Raw genomic sequence first — 14,869 nt, 5'->3', positions numbered from 1 at the left:
GAGGAAACAATATGAAAACCTTTTTTAAAAAAGACTTCCTTGTTTACTGGCGTGATCGAAAGGAAATCCTTATATCTCTTTGTGCTCCACTTCTTTTAATCCTTGTCCTTGGCTTTGCCTTACCAGACTGGGTAGAGTCGTCATCAAACACACTTCAAATTGAAGTTGCGCTTGTTAAAGAAGATAGTCCTGAGGAGGGATTAACAACTTTTCTAGAAGACACGCCTCAAGAACTAGAGGAGGATCACAAAGCCGAGCTTAGTGAAGGAGCAAGGAACCTCATTCCAGAGCTGACTTTGCAGGCTTTGTTTTCAGAGGAAGAGCTGCAATCATTTGTGCAGATTCATGAAGTAAGCTCTGAGGAAGCAGATTCAATGCTCGCAGAGGGTGAGGTGGAAGCCATTATTACACTACCAACGGGGTATACTGCTACTGCTTTAGATAGAGTATTGCTAGATAGGGGAGATGGCGCTTCGATTCAACTAGTAGCCGAAGAGTCATCATTGATGGTCGATATAGTAGAAGACATCCTGCAGCAATTTATGGATGAAGTAAACAAACAAACGACCTTACATCAAATATTAAGTAGTGAGGCTCAAGCGCTATCAGGATATAGCCCTGAAATTGGAGGAGTAGAACAGATTAATGGTGTGGAAATGGTCTCAGCCTTTCAGTACTTTACAATGGCTTTAAGTATTCTCTTTGCCTTATTTATCGCTATTACTACAGCAACAAAAGCAAGGACAGAAAAACGAGAGCAGGTATTTCATCGTATTTTGATTACAGGAGCTCATCCCAGAGATTATGTTTTAGGAAAAGCAGCATCGACCTTTTGTATGTCCATGCTACAGTTAGTCATTGTTATTACTGTGTCTACCATTGGCTTTCAGCTTTTTCCTGGTGCTAATGTAACATTCTTTCTTGGTATTATCTTAATCATTACTGTGTTCTCTTGTTTTATTGCTTCCCTTGCTTCGTTATTCACAGCCGCACTATTCCGTTTTGATAATGATGAGGCAGTGATAGGCTTAGCTACACTTCTCATTGTGTTATTTGGAACATTTGGAGGCAGCTTTATTCCCATCTACGTTCTTCCTGAATGGCTGCAACAAGTGGGGTGGTGGACACCAAATGGCTTAACACTTTCGATTTTTATTAGCTGGATTCAAACAGGTTCAATATCAGCAATCTGGATGTCGTTATTAAGCTTGCTTTTGATGACTCTAGTTGTTTTGTGTATGAGTCTTTGGATGTTTCCGAAAAGGAGGAGAGCAGAATGAATCCAATTTTTCTTGCGCAATGGATGAAAGAGAAACGTTCTCCTATTATCATCATTGTTTTTATGAGCTTGAGCATACTCGTTCCAGTTCTACTTGGCTCTGCGTTCTCATCTGATTCAGCAATGACGATTGATGTTTTTAGTGATGTAGAATTGAGCGCAGAGGGTACTGAAGAATGGCTAGATCAGCTCAACCAAACGGAGGCTTATGTATTTGAGCTCCTTGATGAGCAGGAAGCACGAAACAAGGTGTCAAATGGTCAAAGGGAGCTAGCAATCCAGCTATTTTCAGATGATTATCGGATTGTCGCTTCCGTTGATCATACAAATCTTCAAGCCATTGAACAATATGTAAACAAGGTGTTTATGAATGAACTCCAGCTACGTTATCTGACCAATGAGCTCGGTCATCCAGACTCCATTAGAGACGACATTCGTGAAGGCATGGAGGATGCACCAATAGAGCTTCAGACTTCATCTATAGATGGCACTGCTTTAGAATCGTATGATATGGGTCAACAATTGGCTATTGGTTTTACTTTGTTTATGGTCATGTTTACGATTGGGTTCAAAATCAATGCCATTGCAGATGAGAAAACGTCCGGCTTATGGAATCGGGTCATTCTTTCACCACTTGGAAAAACAAAAATGTATGCAGGGCATCTATCCTACAGTACCATTTTAGGAGTTGTTCAAATTGTTACTGTGTTTTTATGTTTTCTTTTCCTATTTGATTTAAATGTAGCAGAGTCGCCTTTAAAGTTGCTCACGTTAGTTGTGTTATACACACTATCTATGGTGGCGCTTGCAATGCTTTTTACGAGCATATTAAAAACACCAGAACAATTTAATATGGTGTTTCCTTCCGTCATTCCAGTTATTCCTTTAATCAGCGGGATCTATATGCCTCCAGGTACGATCACAAACTCATTCATCTTATGGATTGCTGAGCTTTTCCCATTGGCTCATGCTATGGAAGCCATTATGAGTGTTCTCTTATACGATGCAAGCTGGAATGATCTGATGTCATCGATTGCCAAGCTACTTCTTCTCTCAACGTTGTACATGGGTATTGGTATCAACCTCATGGAGAGAGGAAAAGCATAGGGAAATAGGACGCTTCCTATCATCTGTTACGGATGTGTGGAAGCGTCCTTTTTCATTGCATGCGATAAGCTATACAAAGACAAATCAATTTCAGTTTCCAGATCTATCGCCATCTTTGCAAGCTCTGAACCGAGATAAGGTCCCATCGTTAAGCCGGTGGCGCCAAGTCCATTGGCAACTAGAATATGCTCATAACCGGGTAAGCGACCGATAACTGGTAGAAAGTTCGGAGTAAAGGGCCTAAAGCCGACTTTTACATTTTGCACGGAGGCGTCGGCTAGACCAGGTGCATGATGCAAGGCTTTGCTTAATAGCTCCAGTGAACCAGAAGCGGTCACACGCTGATCAAATCCGACATTGTCCTCATGGGTCGCCCCCGCTACAATGCGTCCTTCTTCAAAAGCAAGTAAATATTGATCTCCCTGTGGTATGACAACCGGCCAATGATCCGTTTGTTGCTCAGGAAGCTCTAGGTGAAGAATTTGAGCCTTTTGTGCCTGAACATTAAATTTAATGTTCAAGGAAGCTAATACGTTGTCTGCCCAAGCTCCCGCAGTCACAACGATGGAATCAGCGTGATAAGCGGCATCATTCACTCGAATGACCACCTTCTGATCCTTATCCAAAACCAACACAGCATCGCCACTCACCATTTCTGCACCATGTCGAGTAGCCGATCGAAGTAGGGCGTCCTTTAAGGCAGCACCATCAACACGAGCAGCACCACTAATATGCACACCTTCAATTTTTTCGCTTATTGGTGGGAATAATTCTTGAACTTCTTGAGCCGATAATCGTGTAATTTTACCGATTTCGGGGGCATCTAGCTTTCGCTTCTCTGCTCTTTTAACAAGCTCGTCTAATTTTTTGGGATCTGTATGTAAACTTAGGGCACCCACGCGTTTATAGCCTGTTTCATGCTCTCCTTCAGCTTCGAGCTCTTTAATCAAAGAAGGGTAGTAGGCAGCGCCTGCTTTAACCAGAGCATACCATGCTTTATTTCTACGCTGAGAGATCCACGGGCAAATAATACCTGCGGCCGCTTGAGTTGCTTGGCCAGGGTCTGCGCGGTCAATAATAGTAACAGCCTCCCCAGCACGTGCCAGATGATAGGCTGCTGAAGCGCCAAGAATTCCCGCACCGATAATGACATGTTTTTTCATAAAACGTAACTCCTTTATAGATAACGTAAAAAAGATGAGACAGGCTCATCTTGTGTGTTAATTTTCTATCTTACATAGTTCATTCCCGGTAAATAATTGTACGTTTGATAATCCATTATATCATAAAAATAATAGCTAAACTAAATGGACAGAAGCGCTAGCATCCTGCTAATACGGTAGGCGTTCCTCAATTTTGAGTGCGGTGACAGAAACAAAATCCTTATCTCAGCTATTGGTAGCTCTTTTTGTTATAATCGTCATGTACATCATTTTTCATAGTAAGGGAGCGAGAACTATGTTCAGAACAAAAGAGGATTTTCTCAAAGAATGGGCAGATGAAAAAGACTTGACGTTACAAGCACTTGAATCAGTTACTGATGATAGATTAAACCAGTCAATTGAAGAGGGGCACAGTACATTGGGCTGGCTTGGTTGGCACTTAACAAAAACCATTCCTATGTTTGCGTCTGTAGTTGGCATTCAAGCTGAACATCCACCTAAGGATAGACCTTCACAAGCTTCAGATATCGCCGCTACGTATCAGGAGCAAAGTTTATCTTTATTAAACAAAATTGAAACATCATGGACGGATGAAGACTTCACAAAAAAAGTAGATCTTTTTGGTGCTCCAACGTATAAAGGAGAAGTATTACGGAAGCTAGTTAGTCATCAGGTGCACCACCGTGGCCAAATGACTGTATTACTTCGTCAAGCAAAACTTACTGTACCAGCTATGTATGGTCCAACAAAGGAGCAACAGCAAGTATAAAGGGCGGGGCGGTTTGAATAATGACATGTGGCAGATGCATAACAACATGCGGGGCGACCTAAAGACATGCGGCAGACGCATAACAACATGCGGGAAGCTCTAACGACATGCGGCGGACTCATAACGACATACGGGACGCTCTAATGAAATGCGGCGGACTCATAACGACATGCGGGAAGCACTAATGAAATGCGGCGGTCTCATAACGACATGCGGGACGCTCTAACGACATGCGGCGGACTCATAACGATAAGCGGTACGTTCTTCCCCCATGTAGTGGTTCTCCAAGATGATCATAATCATAAGAAGCGAGTGGCAATTGACTGCCACTCGCTTCCTCTGCTTTTATCCATTTTGAAAAAATCTTGACTGGAGTAAGCAATCTTGAGTTTGTCTCAGAAAGTGCTTTTAGACAGTCTTTTCAGATCGTTTGGATCAAAAATTCCTTTTTCAGTAACAATGGCTGTAATCAATGAATGATCTGTAACATCAAAGGCAGGATTATAGGTTTTTACGCCAGCAGGTGCCATGGGCTCTTGATACCATTGGCTTGTTATTTCTTCAGATGCGCGTTCCTCAATAACGATGTCATGACCATCTTTACATGTAAAATCTATCGTGGAAGTAGGGGCGCATACATAAAATGGAATTTGATAATGCTTAGCAAGGATAGCTACACCAGAGGTCCCGATTTTGTTGGCGGTGTCTCCATTGGCGGCAACGCGGTCACAGCCTACAAGGACTGCTTGAATTTTTCCCTCACTCATCACAATCGAAGCCATATTATCACAAATCAAGGTGACATCAATGCCTGCTTCAGATAGCTCCCAAGCCGTCAGCCGTGCCCCTTGTAGCAGTGGGCGGGTTTCGTCAGCAAATACTTTAAACTGATAGCCTTGCTCTTGACCAAGGTAAATAGGAGCAAGAGCTGTTCCGTATTTTGCTGTGGCAATAGTGCCAGCGTTACAATGTGTGAGTAGGCCCATGCCTGGTTCGAGTAACGTCAGCGCATGTTCACCAATCGCCTCACAAATTTGTTCATCCTCGATGCGGATTTGTTCAGCTTCTTCTTTAAGCCCGTTTATAATCGCATCGATAGAGAAGCCCGATTCATGATCTGTGAGAAAGCGTTTCTCCATTCGATCTAATGCCCAAAATAAATTTACAGCCGTAGGGCGAGAAGTAGCTAAATAAGCTTTAGTTTCTAAAAAAGAATCACGGAGCTGCTCGATTGTATCAGCAACACTCTGCTTCGCGCCAAGATATACACCGTATGCCGCAGCAATTCCAATTGCAGGAGCCCCACGCACCTGCAACTGGACGATAGCCTCCCAGACCTCTGATACCTCTTTAAGTGACAAATACACTTTTTGATTAGGGAGCTGGGTTTGATCTAAAATAATCAGGCTATCTTCAACATCGTCAAGACGAACAGACTGGATAATATCAACGATTTGCTTCATAAGTACACTCCTTAAGTATGCTCTTGAAGAACCCGGGTGAAGTCCTCTCCATGAAAAAAGTCATGGCGATTCAAAATAAATACTTTGGCTGCTTTTAAGCACGCTATTTCAGCCGCGGCACGTTTATCGGGATCAGCAATGTCAGTTAAATCCTGTACGGGTGCAAGTCCGATGACCCTGCGACTCAGTTCAAGTCCGCACACTGCAGCTGTGTCCGCAAGAAGCTCCTCTAAGTAATGCTCAAGGAATCCAGGGTATTCAGCCACACGCTCCGTTACATGGTCAAAAAAAGCATACGTAAATTTTTCTTTAAATTGATTAATGATGTCTTGAATGGTTGTTAAGATGTAACCAGTAAAACGCTCACGTTCAATCGGATCATAAATCGTCTGCTCACCATTCACATACGCAAAAATAAGGTTGGCAATGATGTTCCCAATATCGTAGCCTGCGGGTCCATAAAATGCAAACTCAGCATCAATTACCTTTGTCTGATCCTCGGTCACAAAGATTGAGCCCGTATGAAAGTCTCCATGGATAAGTGACTGAGCTTTTGTGAGAAACTGAAACTTAAGCTTCGCCGTTTCTAATTTTAACGTTTCATCACTCCAAATTTCTTCTCGAACAAAAGGCAGCGTTCCCTCAAACACCTCATTACGAGGGCAATCATAAAAAGGTTCTGTGTATACAAGATCCTCGGTAATCTCGCAAAGCTCGGGATTGATAAAGGCTTTAACTTGATCCTTTTTCTCTTTGTGACCAAGCACAAGATCCGAAGTTAACAGAAGAGTATTAACTAAAAAACTAGAGACATGATCCGCAAGCTGTGGAAAAGTTTGATGCGTCAAAAAAGCCTTACGTAAAATCGTATAGTTAGACAGGTCCTGCATAGCTGTGCAGTTCATAATCGGATCGTAATGATAAACCTCCGGAACAAATTCAGGTACAAGCTCACCTTGTATTTTTAAGATATCATGCTCAATACGATTACGGTCAGGGGAAACTTTAAACTCATCAGAGATTCGTGCCACTGGACCAGCCTGTTTAATAATGAGGGAGTCTCCGCTTTTGCTATCTACCAAACGAAAAACGTAGTTTAAGTTTCCGTCTCCAATCTCTTTACATGAAAGCTCAGCATCCTCTGAAAAGAAGGTCAGGTGATCCTTTGCATAGATTATTGCATCCGTTTCCGTCATTGTAAAATATGATTCAGTAAATGTTGTCATTTGAAGTCCTCCGTTCATTTGAATTTATAATAAGTAATAGCAAGTGCTAAGGCGAGCACGGATCCTTTTACAATATCCATTGCATAATAAGGAACACTCATCATCACAAGTCCGTTTGCAAGAATTCCGATTAATACAGCCCCAACAAAGGTTCCAATGGCATTTGGTTTACCTGCACCAAAAACAGCAAAGCCGATAAAAGCGGCAGCAACGGCATCCATTAAATAGGGGCCACCAGCTTGAATTTCAGCGGTCATTACTCGAGAGGCAAGCACTATTCCACCAAGTGATGCAAAAAAGGCGGATAGAAGGTAGGCAAGGATTTTATATTTGTTCACGGCAATCCCGGATAATCTAGCAGCTTCTTCATTACCTCCAATGATATAAAGGCAGCGCCCGTGCTTGGTATACGTCAAAAAGATATGAACTACAACGACACACACAATCATAATGATAATTATGTAAGGGACCTGACCGAATTTTGCGAAAAGAGAACTGATTGTTCCTTCTGCGTAACTTCCATCTGATAGAATCATATTTTCAGAGATGGTTGCGCCTTTTGTATAGGTAAGTGCAACCCCTTGAATGATAAACATCATTGCTAACGTTAACAGCAAATCAGGAATGCGAACCTTTACAATCATAAACGAATTAAGTGCCCCAACTACAAGGGCAGCCGCGACGGCCGCTGCAAGTGCTATAAACGTTGGCTGGCCATACCAGACAAACATTGAAATCACAACAGCATTAGAGAGAGAGGCAACGGAACCAACAGATAAATCAAAGCCTCCAACAGACAATGAAATAGTAATGCCAATGGCAATGATCGTGACAATAGAAATAGATCTGAGGATTGTGATCACATTACTTGGCTGTAGAAACGATGGATTAGTAGCTGAAAATCCGATAATTAATAGAACAATAAGAATAATCGTTCCGTACTTATATAAGAAACGAAACAAATCAAACGATGTTGTCTGTTTTACTTCAAGCTCTGCCATTCTAGTTGCCTCCTGTGGAGAGATACAGTAATTCTTCTTCATTTGTGTCTTTGGTGATCAATTCCTTCACAATCTGTCCATCATAAAGAACGTAGGTACGATCCGTCATGCCGATAATATCTGCTAATTCACAGGAAGCATAAATGACTGATTTTCCTCGTTTGGCAAGGACTGATATTAGTTCAAATATATCTTTACGGGCACCAACATCTACGCCTTTAGTAGGTTCATCAAAAATATACACATCCGCATCGGCAACCAGCCATTTACCTATGGCAACCTTTTGTTGATTCCCACCTGATAAATGCGCCACCAATGTTTCCATACGAGGTGTTTTTATATCCAAGACATCAACCATTTCTGTGGCAGCTTTTTTCTGCTTTTTAACATTGATAAAGCCAAAATGATTACTAAATTTTTTTAGATTCACTGTTGCTAGATTTATTAGGACTGATTCACCAACAAGAATGCCTTCCTTCCGTCTTTCTTCTGGTACAAGGGCAAGTCCATGTTTAACGGCTTCAGAGGGCGATGTTAAGGTGATGTGTTCCCCATCTAATAAGAGGGAGCCAGAAGTAGCTTTAGAGGCTCCAAATAATAACTTACAAAGCTCCGTTTTACCGGCTCCAACTAGTCCTGCTAAGCCAATAATTTCTCCCTTTTTCACATGAAGAGATACATTCTCTATATCCAGACCATCTGAAAGCTCACGAGCCTCAAGAAAAATTTCTTTCACATTAGGAATTCGATCAACAAATTGATTTTGTAATGGTTCACCCAGCATATCTTCAACTACTTGCTCAATAGAGGTCCGAGAGATGGGCTGTGAAGAAACCATACATCCATTCCTCATTACAGTGATCAAGTCACATATTTCAAATAACTCAGGTAAGCGATGAGAAATAAAGATGACCGCTACATTTTTTTTCAGTAAGTCTCGCACGATACGAAAGAGCTGTTTGGTTTCAGAAAGGCTTAATGGTGCCGTTGGTTCATCTAAAATTAAGATCTTACAATCAGTCAATACCGCTCTTGTAATCAATATCATTTGTTTTTCTGCGAGTGATAAATCACTGACCAAAGTGTTAGGAGCAATCTTTATTTCTAAAGCCTGCAAACTATCTGAAGCTTGTTTACGAATCTGTTTCCACTTAATAAAAGGTGCAACGTTATTGTTTGCACCAAATGTGTGCAAGTGGAGATTCTCTGCAACCGTCAAGTTAGGTACTAAACCAGCATCAACCTCCTGCTGAACCATTTGGATCCCGTGTTTTTGTGCATCTTTAGGTGATTGAATTGAGACGTTTTGTCCATTGATGGATATGCTGCCTGTATAACTAGGTTCAGAGCCAGAAAGAACCTTCATTAACGTTGATTTGCCTGCACCATTTGCTCCAATAAGAGCATGTGTAGTTCCGCCACTCACCGACAATGAGACCTGATCAAGTGCCTGAACACCTGGATACGAAACGGATATATCATTCATACGTAATTCCATGTCATCACCTATTTGTTATGATCTTTTAGCACGGTCATCCAATCTTCCTCAAAAGCATCCGACTCGCCCCACCCTGGAATCACATCAGCTAATGAAACCATATTTACTTCGGCATTTGCTTCTATTAATTGATCTCTAGATATAAGAGATGCTTCTAAGTCATAAAACTGAGGTGTTTCCTCACCTGCTAATTTTTTTGCTAATAGTCTTAAATTAATTTCTCCAATTAGTTTCGGGTCAACGGCAGCTGTGTAGTCCCATGTGCTATTTTCCTGTTGCATGATTTGCAGGTCAGCATTCGAAACATCGATTCCGTAAATAGAAATCTCATCACGCCCAGCTTCTTCTAATGCACGAGCGGCTCCAATAGCAAAGGCATCCCACGTCGCAAATATGGCATCAATTTCACCTTCAGGATATTTATTAAGTAAAGCAGCTACTGCATTTTGTGTTTGAGTGGATGTATCCTCAGCAGCAACACCAAAGCGTTCAAGCTCATTAATTTCAGAATTCTCTGCTAGGACTTCTTGATAAACGGTATCTCGTCTGACCATTGGTGGAAAGCCGTCCACCCAAAGATAAAGAATATTTGCTTCCCCATTTACATCCTCAACAAGTTGATCCAGTGCAAGGCTAGCTAACTCCTCATCATCCTGTGAGGTGAGAGTTACACCTTCAATTGACTCTAATTCTGGATTAGAATCAAATGTGACAACTTCAATTCCTTGATCTACGGCCCGTTGTACTGCTTCTATAGTAGCGGCATCATCACCGTGAGAAAGAATTAAACCGTCATAATTTGCGTCAATCGCTTGTGAAATCGCATCGTGGTAACTTGCTGTGTCTCCATTAGCGGTAAATACGTCGACATCAAACCCTAATGCTTCTCCTTCTTGTTGAACACCAGCCAAATATTGTGCCGTATGATCGTCTCCACCTATTTTTCGAATGACCTTTACTTTGGCTCCTTCTCCCTGTGCAAATCTTTCAGGAACACCATCTAAGTCTATGTCTGCTTGAGCTTCATTTGCCTCACTGTCCCCGCATCCTGCTAGTAATAATAAGGCTATTGCTGTAATTCCTAATGATTGAACCCCGTAATACTTTGCCATACACAATCTCTCCCCTTTATCCATATAAAAAAGCCTCTTTCATGAAAGAAAGAGGCGGAATGCTGTGGTCCGTCCTCTTATCTTTCAGTTCGGATATAGAATCCGATACTGTTGGATGTAGCACCGTGCCTTAAAACCTTTAAGGTTTTCACCAGAATTCTGATGAGTAGGTCGGTTGCCGGGCTTCACAGGGCCAATTCCCTCAGCCAGCTCTCGATAAGAGTGTTTCATTTAGTTGTTGTATACTCGTATTCTGTTTTTCCCAATATGAGTAGTTGGTTAAAATAATACGAAGGTTTGTCTTAGATGTCAATACATTCTGATAAATAGATTTTTTCTAATTGACAGAATAGATGCTCGCTGTCATAATCCTTAGTATATTTATAGACTTTACATATTATTTACTCTTATGAAGAGCTGGTGGAGGGACGATCCCAATGAAACCCGGCAACCTGTTTTGGCTTTTGGGTCAATTCAAGGTGCTAATTCTCACAAGGTTACCTTGGTAGATAAGAGGACATGAAACTGGCACACCGTCCTCTTCAAATAGAAGTGGACTTTTTGTTTTAGTAGGAAGGAGGATACATGAAGTGAGTATTGTGACAGCTACATATCGAGTATACGACCCCAAAAAAGACTTGCACAAAAAAGCTGAATCCATTGCATTAGGTCTAACCATTGGCTCATGGACACATTTACCGACACTTGAAAAAAAACAACTAGAAAAACATAAAGGCGAGGTAGTAGAAGTAGTGGAAGAAAAAGCGTCGGATGAAGCTACACGTGTATTTGGAGAAGAGCGAACAACGGGTTTAATAAAAATTGCTTATCCGCAAGCTAATTTTTCTGCAGATATTCCTGCGATATTAACAACCATTTTTGGGAAGCTTTCTTTGGACGGGGAAATTAAGCTAGTTGATGTTGATTTCGAACCGACTTTAGAAGCAGCTTTTCCTGGACCACAAGTTGGAATAGAGAGCATACGTAGTCATCTTAGTGTTTATGATCGTCCTTTAGTTATGAGTATTTTTAAAGGAATGATCGGTAAGGACTTATCTGAGTTTAAACAGCAATTACTCGATCAACTAATAGGTGGAGTAGACATCGTAAAGGATGACGAGATCCTTTTTGATAACCCTCTTACCCCATTTACCGATCGTGTGAAAACAGGGGCCGACGTTTTAACAAAGGTGTATGAACAAACGGGGGAGCGAAAGCTATACGCCGTTAATTTAACCGGTCGGACCTTTGAATTAAAAGAGAAGGCCAAACACGCGGTTGAGCTAGGAGCTAGTGCGTTATTATTTAATGTATTTGCCTATGGTTTAGATGTGCTTCAGGCGTTAGCAGAGGATCCAGAGATAAACGTGCCTATCATGGCTCACCCTGCTGTTTCAGGTGCTTTAACAGCATCACCGTATTACGGCATTTCTAATAAGGTCCTACTAGGTAAGCTTTTACGCTTAGCAGGTGCAGATCTCGTTTTATTTCCATCCCCATATGGAAGCGTAGCAATGGAAAAGTCAGAGACATTAGACATTGCGGATGCACTTAGGGAAAAACGCTCCATCAACACAGCGTTTCCCGTACCGTCGGCTGGTATTCATCCAGGTTTAACACCATGGTTAATAGAAGATTTCGGCATTGACTCGGTCATTAATGCAGGCGGAGGTATTCATGGTCACCCAGGAGGCGCAAAAGCAGGGGCAAAAGCTTTCCGTGATGCGGTATCAGGTGTCTTAGCATCAAAAACACTAGCTGAGGCTGCAGCGGAATCACCAGAACTAGCCACAGCGCTTGAATTGTGGGGGAGTCCCAAATGATTGCTATTGCAGAAAAACAGCCAATCATCTTTTGTGACTTTGATGGCACGATCACAACCAAGGATAATATCATTGCCATTATGAAATATATCAACCCCCCCGGATGGGAAGCAATTAAAGATGACATCCTTGCAGAACGTATTTCAATACGATCTGGTGTAGGTCGACTTTTTGATTTAATATCAGTTGATAGGAAACAAGAGATTGTCAGCTTTGTGCTCGAACAGGCAGAGATACGGGACGGATTTTCTTCGTTTCTAGCCTATGTACGAGAGAAGGAAATAACATTAAAAATTGTAAGTGGAGGCATAGATTTTTTTGTGCATCCGGTGTTAGAACCCTTTCAGCTAGCAGATGAGGTGTATTGTAATGGCAGTGACTTCAGCGGTTCAACAATTGAGATCACCTGGCCGCATAGCTGCGACAACCATTGTACAAATGATTGTGGCTGCTGTAAGCCGACGATTCTCAGACAATACTCGGATGATGACTTTTACAAAATTGTTATCGGGGATTCAATTACAGACCTTCAGGCTGCCAAGCAAGCAGACGAAGTCTTTGCATGCGGCTCCTTTCTATTAGAGAAGTGTCGTGAACTTGGACTTACGCATACTTCTTTTAACAGCTTTCATCAAGTGATAGAAAAACTGGAGTCACAGCTGGAGGTGAACGCATAGTGAGTGCACTACAAGCTACCTATCAAGATAAATGGGACGAATTAGCTGATATTAAGGATGAGCTGGCAGCAAGAGATTGGTTCCCAGGAACAAGCGGAAATCTATCCATTAAGGTGAGTGAAAATCCTTTACGCTTTCTTGTTACGGCAAGTGGAAAGGATAAACGCAAGCGCACAGCGGAAGATTTTCTTCTAGTAAATGAACACAGTCAATCGATTGAGAGCACTAGCTTAAAACCTTCAGCGGAGACGGTGTTGCATCAACGAATCTATGAAAACACAAATGCAGGCTGCTCTCTACATGTTCATACCCTAAGCAACAATGTCATTTCTGAATTGTATGGAGACCAAGGAGAGATTACATTTCAAGATCAAGAGTTAATTAAGGCGTTTAATATATGGGAAGAAAACGGTTCGATCACTGTTCCGATCGTTCGTAATTATGCAGAATTGCCAAGGCTTGCAGAGGCAGTAGCCGAGCAAATACGACCAGGGATTTATGGGGTACTCATACGAAATCATGGGATTACTGCTTGGGGTCGAAATGGGTTTGAGGCGAAAAAGCATTTGGAAGCATTTGAATTTTTGTTTGCGTATCATTTGAAATTAAAACAATTTACTGTATGAGGAGGAAGTATTATGGCAGTGATTCAAATCCGCAACACCGGGGAAACCATTAGTGGCGAGACAGAGGTTAGACAATTTTTAGAAAGCCAAGAGGTGCTTTATGAGTATTGGGATCCAACTAAGCTTCCGGAAAGCTTGCAAAATGTATGCCATTTAAATGATGAGAATAAAGAGCAGGTGCTGGCTACATTTGATGAAGAAATTCGTTCTTTAGCAGAGCGCCGTGGCTACAAAAACTGGGATGTGATCGCTCTTAATGAGGACACACCTGATTTAGAAGCACTGTTGAAAAAATTCGAACAAGTGCACACTCATACAGAAGATGAAGTTCGAGCGATTACAGCAGGATCCGGAACATTTGTCATTAAAGGAGAGGATACTGGATACTTTGATGTAAATCTATCCCCAGGAGATGTCATCTCTGTTCCGGTGAACGTGCCACATTTCTTTACCCTCTCAGATGAGCGTCAAGTTGTCGCCGTCAGATTATTTATCGACCCAGAAGGCTGGGTCGCACACTCATTTAATGATCCTGATTTCCAGAAATAAAGAATATTTGGACAGAGTCTCTGAAGAACTAAACTTCAGAGGCTTTTTTTTTTGGTGGAGATGAGAAGGAGTGTGAGCGTAAACGAATTGAAACAGGAAGAATTTGCTTAGTAAGAGCCAAGGGGGCATTACCAAGAAGAAAGCGCGTAATACCAAGAGGAAGGCCCAGCTTAGCAAGAGCCGGAGGATGTACCAAGAAGAAAGCACGTAATAGCAAGAGGAAGAACCCGCGTAGCAAGAGCCGGGGGATGTACCAAGAAGAAAGTGCGCCATACCAAGAGGAAGGTCCAGCTTAGCAAGAGCCAAGGGTCAATACCAAGAAGAAAGCGCGCCATACCAAGAGGAAGAACCCGCATAGCAAGAGCCGGAGGGTGTACCAAGAAGAAAGCACGTAATAGCAAGAGGAAGAACCCGCGAACCCGCATAGCAAGAGCCGGTGGTCATTACCAAGAAGAAAGCAGGTAATACCAAGAGGGAGAAGCGACATAGCAAGAGCCGGTGGTCATTACCAAGAAGAAAGCAGGTAATACCAAGAGGGAGAAGCGACATAGCAAGAGCCGAGTGTCAACACCAAGA

General features: G+C 42.1%; 13 protein-coding genes and 2 riboswitches. Of the genes, 7 read left to right on the top strand and 6 right to left on the bottom strand.

Annotated features, from left to right (window positions below):
* Positions 1 to 11 precede the first annotated feature (11 nt).
* Together FN960_RS12590 and FN960_RS12585 are read left to right on the top strand one after the other, a co-directional pair.
* Positions 12 to 1,280: an ABC transporter permease gene (locus FN960_RS12590; RefSeq protein WP_143849087.1), complete on the top strand. Its 1,269-nt coding sequence runs from the start codon at positions 12 to 14 to the stop codon at positions 1,278 to 1,280.
* On the top strand, positions 1,277 to 2,386 hold the full coding sequence (locus tag FN960_RS12585; protein WP_143849086.1) for an ABC transporter permease: 1,110 nt from the start codon (positions 1,277 to 1,279) through the stop codon (positions 2,384 to 2,386). Before FN960_RS12590 ends, FN960_RS12585 begins: the two co-directional genes overlap by 4 nt.
* 26 nt (positions 2,387 to 2,412) lie before the next feature.
* Here the strand turns inward: FN960_RS12585 and FN960_RS12580 are convergent, their stop codons facing one another.
* On the bottom strand, positions 2,413 to 3,549 hold the full coding sequence (locus FN960_RS12580) for an NAD(P)/FAD-dependent oxidoreductase (protein WP_143849085.1): 1,137 nt from the start codon (positions 3,547 to 3,549) through the stop codon (positions 2,413 to 2,415).
* A gap of 295 nt (positions 3,550 to 3,844) precedes the next feature.
* Here FN960_RS12580 and FN960_RS12575 point away from each other — a divergent pair, with 295 nt between their 5' ends.
* Positions 3,845 to 4,318: a DinB family protein gene (locus FN960_RS12575; RefSeq protein ID WP_143849084.1), complete on the top strand. Its 474-nt coding sequence runs from the start codon at positions 3,845 to 3,847 to the stop codon at positions 4,316 to 4,318.
* Positions 4,319 to 4,713: 395 nt separating this feature from the next.
* On the opposite strand, the gene mtnA is transcribed toward FN960_RS12575, so the two are convergent.
* The 5 genes from mtnA to FN960_RS12550 are packed head-to-tail and all read right to left on the bottom strand — an operon-like array spanning position 4,714 to position 10,618.
* Positions 4,714 to 5,781, bottom strand: a complete 1,068-nt coding sequence (gene mtnA, locus FN960_RS12570; RefSeq protein ID WP_143849083.1) for an S-methyl-5-thioribose-1-phosphate isomerase — start codon at positions 5,779 to 5,781, stop codon at positions 4,714 to 4,716.
* 11 nt (positions 5,782 to 5,792) lie between these two features.
* Positions 5,793 to 7,007, bottom strand: a complete 1,215-nt coding sequence (gene mtnK, locus FN960_RS12565; RefSeq protein ID WP_143849082.1) for an S-methyl-5-thioribose kinase — start codon at positions 7,005 to 7,007, stop codon at positions 5,793 to 5,795.
* A 14-nt stretch (positions 7,008 to 7,021) separates the two neighbouring features.
* Complete coding sequence (locus tag FN960_RS12560) at positions 7,022 to 8,008, bottom strand: ABC transporter permease (RefSeq protein ID WP_143849081.1); 987 nt, start codon at positions 8,006 to 8,008, stop codon at positions 7,022 to 7,024.
* A 1-nt stretch (position 8,009) separates the two neighbouring features.
* A complete protein-coding gene (locus tag FN960_RS12555; RefSeq protein ID WP_143849080.1) occupies positions 8,010 to 9,506 on the bottom strand; it encodes a sugar ABC transporter ATP-binding protein in 1,497 nt (498 codons plus the stop codon).
* Positions 9,507 to 9,514: 8 nt separating this feature from the next.
* Entirely contained in the window at positions 9,515 to 10,618 is a 1,104-nt protein-coding gene (locus FN960_RS12550; RefSeq protein WP_143849079.1) for a sugar ABC transporter substrate-binding protein, read from the bottom strand.
* 74 nt (positions 10,619 to 10,692) lie between these two features.
* Positions 10,693 to 10,841: riboswitch (SAM riboswitch) on the bottom strand.
* A 181-nt stretch (positions 10,842 to 11,022) separates the two neighbouring features.
* Positions 11,023 to 11,134: riboswitch (SAM riboswitch) on the top strand.
* Between the two features lie 74 nt (positions 11,135 to 11,208).
* Here FN960_RS12550 and FN960_RS12545 point away from each other — a divergent pair.
* Genes FN960_RS12545 through FN960_RS12530 form a run of 4 tightly spaced genes read left to right on the top strand, consistent with a single transcriptional unit; the run spans position 11,209 to position 14,293 of the window.
* Entirely contained in the window at positions 11,209 to 12,441 is a 1,233-nt protein-coding gene (locus tag FN960_RS12545; protein ID WP_143849078.1) for a 2,3-diketo-5-methylthiopentyl-1-phosphate enolase, read from the top strand.
* Positions 12,438 to 13,118, top strand: a complete 681-nt coding sequence (locus FN960_RS12540; RefSeq protein WP_143849077.1) for a 2-hydroxy-3-keto-5-methylthiopentenyl-1-phosphate phosphatase — start codon at positions 12,438 to 12,440, stop codon at positions 13,116 to 13,118. Before FN960_RS12545 ends, FN960_RS12540 begins: the two co-directional genes overlap by 4 nt.
* Positions 13,118 to 13,744, top strand: a complete 627-nt coding sequence (locus FN960_RS12535; protein ID WP_143849076.1) for a methylthioribulose 1-phosphate dehydratase — start codon at positions 13,118 to 13,120, stop codon at positions 13,742 to 13,744. Before FN960_RS12540 ends, FN960_RS12535 begins: the two co-directional genes overlap by 1 nt.
* Before the next feature lie 12 nt (positions 13,745 to 13,756).
* Positions 13,757 to 14,293 (top strand): 1,2-dihydroxy-3-keto-5-methylthiopentene dioxygenase, encoded by a 537-nt coding sequence (locus tag FN960_RS12530; protein ID WP_143849075.1) that lies wholly within the window; start codon positions 13,757 to 13,759, stop codon positions 14,291 to 14,293.
* Positions 14,294 to 14,869 lie beyond the last annotated feature (576 nt).

Origin of the sequence: Alkalicoccobacillus porphyridii (assembly GCF_007293315.1) — a bacterium.
Lineage (GTDB): Bacteria > Bacillota > Bacilli > Bacillales > Bacillaceae_D > Alkalicoccobacillus > Alkalicoccobacillus porphyridii.
The sequence above is the reverse complement of the archived record's forward strand: the minus strand, read 5'-3'. Positions and strand labels throughout refer to the sequence as shown.